Source organism: Pseudomonas sp. PS01300 (assembly GCF_029960155.1).
Taxonomy (GTDB): domain Bacteria; phylum Pseudomonadota; class Gammaproteobacteria; order Pseudomonadales; family Pseudomonadaceae; genus Aquipseudomonas; species Aquipseudomonas palmensis.
The window spans coordinates 44,597-50,993 of record NZ_JASCPN010000041.1; the positions used below are offsets into that span (position 1 = coordinate 44,597).

A 6,397-nucleotide genomic window follows, 5' to 3' on the forward strand; every position below is an offset into this window, starting at 1 on the left:
AGCGGGCTTGACCCGCGATCGGTCGTCACAGCTGGTAACTGAAACTCAACGTGTACCGTGGCCGCCGATTGAAGCTGTCCAGCGCGATATCCGACATCGGCTTGGCCGCCTCCAGCGAGATGTTGTAGTAGCGCGCATCGCCAAAGCGCAGCCCCAGCGCCGCCGACGACAATCGTGAATCACGCACCGCCAGCTCGTTGAACCAGGTACGCGCGGCGTCTACCACCACGTACGGCTGCAGTACCTTGAGCCAGCTGCCATCGCGCTTGAAACTGTAGTTGACCTCGTATGCCGCACCCCAGCCCTTGTCGCCGGAAGCCTGATCGCTGGGGTAGCCGCGGCCGAAGTTCTGCCCGCCGAACACCGCGCGCTCGCTGTCGGGCAGGCTGTCGTCGGTCCAGTACAGCGCCGCCGATGCCACCCCCTGCCAGTTCTGCAAGAACCGGTCGCTCTGCACCCCCGACAGGCGCAGGCGCAAAAAGTCCAGGTCGTAGTCGCTGTCGGTCTTGGCACCGAAGTGATCGAGGCCCTGGTAAACACCGGCACTGAGTATGCGCAGCTGCTGCGCGTCCGACTTGCTCCAGTCTGCCTCGAAGGCAAAGGCGCGCACATCGGTGCGGGTACTGACCTTCAATGGCAGGCCGACCACCCGGTAGTCGGTGCTGTCGTTCACCGCATAGAAGCGCGCTGCCACGTTCAGCCATTCGTTGCTCGAGGCGATCAGCGCCTGGCTCAGGCCGATGGAGTAACGGTCGTTCTCGCGGTGCTGCTTGAGGTCGATGCCGTTCTCCAGGCGCACCCGCGCCGCCGGGTTGCTGCGGTAGGTCGAGGCCGAAAGATTGAGCTGGGTGCCTTCGGCGTCCACGTACTGCGAGTAGTCGAGACGGTAGTAGCGTTCGTCATCCTGCCCCGGCGGGAACAGCGCGCTGAAGCTCAACTGCTCGGCCACCGCGGTCTGGGCGTTGCTGTTCAGGCCGAGCAGCGCCTGGGTGTCGTCGCGGCTGCCGTCGGTGAGGCTCAAGGTACTGGTGAACGGCTTGCGCGAGGCCTGCGCGATAAGCCGCGTGGCGCCGTCGGTGGTGCCCGGCGGCGGCACCTGGGCCTGCAAGGTCAGGCCCGGCACCCGGCTCATCAGCGCGGTGTAGCGTTCGAAGGTCTTGCGGGTGAGCGGGCGCTCGGCCTTGAGCTTGCCCACCAGCTTGTCGAGGTAGGCCGACACCGGCCCCACATCGCCCTGCAGTTCGTAATCACGTATGTAGCCTTCCACCAGCACCACGCGCAGACGGCCTTCGGCGAAGTCCTGCGGCGGCAGGTAGGCATACGACAACAGGTAGCCATCCTGCTGGTAGCGCTGGGTGAGGCGGCGGGTGGCCTCGATCAGCTCGCCCAGGGTCACCTCGCGGTCGAGCAGGCCCTGGTAGTTGTCGCGCAGTTCGCTGAGCGGGTAGATGGTGCCGCCTTCGATGCGCACCCGCTGCACGCGCACCCGCGTGCCCATCAGCAGCGGCTGTGGCTGCTGGCCGGCATCCGGTGCGGGCAGGTTCAGTTGGGGAGTGACGGGGCGAAAGGCATCGGCGGGCAGGTTGGGCGCTGGCAGCTTGCGCTCGGTCTCGTTGCTGTTGAGGAAGCTCGGCAGGGGCTCGGCATGCAGCGAAGCCACCCAGGACAGACCCAATAACGCGACGAACATCGATCGCATAGGACACTCCATGATCCTGAAAAATACGAGGGAACCAAAGACGGTTCCCTCGTCAGCCTCAAGCGTAGGTGTTGCCCGTAAAATCGTCTAATCGATGATGGCCATTTAGTTACTTGTTACCCCCGAGGCCGCCTTTCAGGCCGGTGGTCAGGCCATTGAGCAGACCGCCCACGCCGCCGCCCCCTTGCCCGTTGCCGTTGACCAGGGTACCGACCTGGCCCACGGTGCCGCCCACGGCATTGACCGTCGCCCCCAGCTGGGTGGTGACCGGGTTGTTGCCGGCTGCGGCAATCTGATTGCCCACCCCGCTGACTGCGCTGCCCACCTTGGTGACCAGGCCGTTGACCGGCGCACCGATGCCGGTTGCCGCGCCTACCTGCTGGGTAACGCTGGTCACACCGCTCACCACCGGGGTGAGGCCGGCGCCCACGCTGTTGCCCAGCGCAGCGGTGGGCACCCCGGCCGGCACGCTGGCCACGCCATTGCCGCCCAGTACCGGCCCCAGCGAGGCCACGGTCTGGCCCACCTTGTTGACCGTGCTGCCTGCGGCGTCGAGCAGGCCGTTGCTGCTGCCGGCGCCGAGCCCGCTGCCCAGGCCCGCCACGGCGCCACCGGCGGTTTCCAGCAGCCCCGCACCGGGGGCGCTGCCACCGCTGCCGGTGCCGGTGTTGACCAGGCCACCGCTGGTGCCGACCGCCGTGCCGACATGGCTTACCAGCCCGCCGACGGCGGTGGTCAGCGGGTTGCCGTTGCCGGCACTGGCGACCTTGTCGCCCACCCCGTCGACTGCGCTGCCAACCTTGTTCAACAGGCCGCTGACCGGTGCACCCACCCCGGTGGCATCACCCACCTTGCCGGTGGCGCCTTCCACCAGCGACACCACCTTGACCACCTGGTTGCTCAATTGCTGGTTCAGGTTGCCCAGCTTGCCGGTGGTGCTCTGGGTGCTGAGGGTATCGCCAAGCATCACCACCACGTCGCCGACCTTGTCCACCACACCGTTGACCACGGGTATCTGTTCGATCAACTGGCTGCTGGCCACCGACTTGACCCCGCCGCCGATATCCGACACCCCGTTGCCCACGCCCTTGACCGTCTCGCCCAGGGCATTGCTGCCAGTGCCAAGCGTACCCAGGCCCTTGCCCAGGCCATCGCCGATGCTGGTGACGGCGTTGCCGCTGGCCGTCACCAGGTCGCCGGCACCGGTGCTGCCCACTACCGGTACGCCGCTGACGGCGTTGCCCACGCCGGACACGCCCGTGCCCACGCCCGACACGCCGCTGCCAACCTGGGCCACCACCTGGCCGACGACCGTGGTCGAGGTCGTGCCACCACCGTTGTTGCCGCCACCACCATTGTTGCCACCGCCGCCATCCGTACCGCCACCGCCGGTGCCACCACCGCCGTCCGTACCGCCACCGCCAGTACCACCACCGCCGTCCGTACCGCCACCACCTGTGCCGCCACCACCGTCAGTACCGCCGCCGGTACCGCCACCACCACTGCCGCCATCGGTACCCGAATCGGGTGTGGAACTGCTTACGTGACTCTTGTGACCGCCACCGCCGCTGCTGCAACCGGCCAGGCTCACGGTCAAGATCAACATCACTGCCGTACTTGCTTTGATCCACGCTTGAGTTTTCATGGCGACTCCCTGCTACTGCTGCCGCTGCTTTTATAGGTGTGAAGCACCGGGTTTCCGGCCACTCCACGTCCGTTGCAGCTATCTGAGCGCGCAGGCGCAAGGGGAACAATTCTGAGCTTGGTATTAACCCGATATATACAGTCGCAGCACCAGCAAAAGCCCTTTTGCTTCAGGCACTTGAAAGCAAGGGGAAGGTGCTTTGGCAGCCCTTCCCCTTTCGCGTTATATCCATCTTACGGGTGCACGGTCAGTCGTTGACCTGGAACTCGACCCGCGCGGTCTGCCCGCTGGCATCCAGCACGCTGAGCTCGTAGCGCCCCACCTCCTCCAGGTTCACGGCCAGCGCCGCCTGGGCTGTGGTCTCGCCCAGGGGTGCGCCGTTGAGGAACCACCAGCGCTGGCCTTCGCCACCCAGCGCCGAAACGCTCAGGTGCAGGGCATCGCGGCTGGTGGCGGGACGACGCAACTGGTCGCCCGGGCGTATCCCCACCACCGACAACGGCGCGGCACTGGCCGGTACCTGCGGCGGGCAGCTCGGGTCGATGGCCGGCAAACGCGCCTCGCGCCGCTCCAGGCGCGGCAACCACGGGTCCAGTGGTGCCGGCCACAGCGCGATGTCGCGCGGCGCGGCCCCCGCACAGGCTGCATCCACCCGCAGGCCCCGGGCATTCACCCACACCTTCTCCAGCAGCCCCACACCCAGGGGCTGGTCCTGCGCGAGCAGGGTCGGCGGCGTGGTGTTGTCCAGGGTCCAGGCAAAGCGCTGGCGCCGGCAGTTGGGGTCGGTGCGTGCCATCGGCTGGCCCAGCGGCCAGCAGATCGCGGCCACCCCGACGTTGCCCGGCACTGCCGGCACCGGGGCGGCAATGCCGCGCTGGCTGTCGCGGTTGCTCAGCACGTCATGCACCTGCAGCATCAGCGGCGCGGCCGAGGCCAGGCCGAACTGCCCCGGCACCGGGGTGCCGTCGGGGCGGCCGATCCAGATGCCGATCAGGTAGCGCGGCCCCACGCCGATCGACCAGGCATCGCGAAAGCCGTAGCTGGTGCCGGTCTTCCAGGCCAGCTGCGGGCGCTGCACCAGTTCGGCGTGCGGGTCGCGGTCGGGACGCGCCTGGCCACTGAGGATGCGCCGGATGATCCACGCCGAACCCGGCGACAGCAGCCGGCGCTCGACCAGCGGCGCATCCGGTTGCAGGCGCAGCGGCGCGCTCATGCCGTCGCGGGCGAACGCACTGTAGCCACTGACCAGATCTTCGAGGCGGCTGCCGGCGCCGCCCAGGATCAGCGACAGGTTCGGCTCGGCCGCCATCGGCAGGCTCAGCGGCATGCCGCCCATGCGCATCTGCGCGGCAAAGCGCTTGGGCCCGTAGGCTTCGAGCAACTGCACCGCCGGCAGGTTGAGCGACAACGCCAATGCCGAGCTGGCCGCCACCGGGCCACTGAAACCCATCGAGAAATTGCCGGGGCGATAGTCGCCATAGCGGCGTGGCACATCCTGCAGCAACGACTCCGAATGGATCAGGCCGTCATCCATGGCCATGCCGTACAGGAACGGCTTGAGGGTCGAGCCCGGCGAACGCAGGGCAGTGATCATGTCGACGTGGCCGAAACGGCGCTCATCGCCAAGGTCCACCGACCCCAGGTAGGCGCGCACTGCCATGGTCTGCGACTCCACCACCAGGATCGCCGCCGAAGTGCGCTCGGGCAGGCGTGCGCGCCAGCCCAGCAGCAGGTCTTCCAGGCGCCGTTGCAGCGCAGCGTCGAGGGTGGTGTGGATCAGCGGCGGGCTGTCGGCACGGTTCAGCCGGCGAGCCAGCAGCGGAGCCAACGCCGGCTCCTGGCGTGGTGCCAGCAGCAGCGGTTCTTCCTGCGCTTCGGCGATGCGCTGCTGCGGCCACACCTGGTACTCGCCCAGGCGTTGCAGCACCTTGTCCCGGGCCAGGCGCGCGCGCTCCGGGTGGCGGTCGGGGCGCAGACGGCTGGGCGCCTGGGGCAACACTGCGAGCAGCGCGGCCTCGGCCGGGGTCAGTTGCAAGGGCGACTTGCCCAGGTACGCCCAGCTGGCTGCCGCCACACCCTGCAGGGTGCCGCCGAACGGTGCGCGGTTGAGGTACAGCTCCAGAATCTGGCGTTTGGAAAGGTGCCATTCCAGCTGCGCGGTGCGCCACACCTGGCGCAACTTGCCCGGCAGCGTGCGCGAGTGCGGGTCGAGCAGGCGCGCCACCTGCATCGACAGCGTGCTGCCGCCCGACAGCACGCGCCCGCCCGTGAGGTTCTGCCAGGCGGCACGGCCCAGGGCCAGCGGGTTGACCCCGGGGTGCCGGTAGAACCAGCGGTCCTCGTAGGTGAGCAAGGCTTCGAGGTAGTAAGGCGACACCTGCTCTAGGGTGACCGGGTAGCGCCACACGCCCTCGGCATCGGCAAAGCGCCACAGCGGCGTGCCGTCTTCGGCCAGCACCACCCGCGCCAGATCGTCGGCCGGCATCGGCAATGGCCACAGGCGATCAGCCAGCCACAGCAACAGCACGCAGACAAAGGCGGCGCACAGCAGCCGGGCGATGCGCGAGCGGGGTCGGGCTAAGCTGAACATCAGGCGCGGACACCTTTTTGCGTGGGTGAGGAACCGAGCCGGCAGGATGATGGCCAAAGCTCTGGGCACGGCGACTGCGCCGTAGCGTCGATCAGGAAGCGATTATGCATGTAGAAGGTTTTTTCGAATGGCTGGGGCAAGCGCTCGGCGCGGTGATCCGCTTCGTGGTGGATGCCCTGAGCGGGTTGTTCAATCTGCTGGCCAATGCCGGCGGCAACTTCATCGACGGCCTGGCACGCACACTGGGCATGGACACCTCGCTGGTCAGCATCCTGATGCTGGTGATCGGCCTGCTGTTGCTGTACTCGGCGGTGCGCGCGTTCATGCGCGCCTCGATCATCATGGGGATCATCTGGCTGATGCTGGGGTTGTGGGTGTTGAGCTGGGTGGTGCGGTGACAGCATCGCGGGTCAAGCCCGCTCCCACAGGGATTACTGCGACCCTTGTGGGAGCGGGCTTGACC

General features: G+C 67.8%; 4 protein-coding genes. 1 reads left to right on the forward strand and 3 read right to left on the reverse strand.

Annotated elements, in window-relative coordinates; all coding sequences use genetic code 11:
• Nucleotides 1-25: 25 nt before the first annotated feature.
• The 3 genes from QMX96_RS18710 to pbpC all read right to left on the reverse strand — a co-directional run bounded on the left by QMX96_RS18710 (nt 26) and on the right by pbpC (nt 5,934).
• A complete protein-coding gene (locus QMX96_RS18710) occupies nt 26-1,699 on the reverse strand; it encodes a POTRA domain-containing protein (RefSeq protein WP_043860928.1) in 1,674 nt (557 codons plus the stop codon).
• A gap of 109 nt (nt 1,700-1,808) precedes the next feature.
• Nucleotides 1,809-3,305: a collagen-like triple helix repeat-containing protein gene (locus QMX96_RS18715; protein WP_349016794.1), complete on the reverse strand. Its 1,497-nt coding sequence runs from the start codon at nt 3,303-3,305 to the stop codon at nt 1,809-1,811.
• Between the two features lie 286 nt (nt 3,306-3,591).
• Nucleotides 3,592-5,934 carry a peptidoglycan glycosyltransferase PbpC gene (gene pbpC / locus QMX96_RS18720; RefSeq protein ID WP_282362209.1) on the reverse strand — a complete coding sequence of 781 codons (2,343 nt, stop codon included), beginning with the start codon at nt 5,932-5,934 and terminating at the stop codon, nt 3,592-3,594.
• A 104-nt stretch (nt 5,935-6,038) separates the two neighbouring features.
• Here pbpC and QMX96_RS18725 point away from each other — a divergent pair, with 104 nt between their 5' ends.
• Nucleotides 6,039-6,332, forward strand: coding sequence for a hypothetical protein (locus tag QMX96_RS18725; RefSeq protein ID WP_043860925.1), 294 nt, complete (start codon nt 6,039-6,041; stop codon nt 6,330-6,332).
• Nucleotides 6,333-6,397 lie beyond the last annotated feature (65 nt).

What these genes read in the sequence shown, in the direction of transcription:
- QMX96_RS18710 (WP_043860928.1), bottom strand. Translation starts at nt 1,699, where the DNA reads ATGCGATCGATGTTCGTCGCGTTATTGGGTCTGTCCTGGGTGGCTTCG.
- QMX96_RS18715 (WP_349016794.1), bottom strand. Translation starts at nt 3,305, where the DNA reads ATGTTGATCTTGACCGTGAGCCTGGCCGGTTGCAGCAGCGGCGGTGGC.
- pbpC (WP_282362209.1), bottom strand. Translation starts at nt 5,934, where the DNA reads ATGTTCAGCTTAGCCCGACCCCGCTCGCGCATCGCCCGGCTGCTGTGC.
- QMX96_RS18725 (WP_043860925.1), top strand. Translation starts at nt 6,039, where the DNA reads ATGCATGTAGAAGGTTTTTTCGAATGGCTGGGGCAAGCGCTCGGCGCG.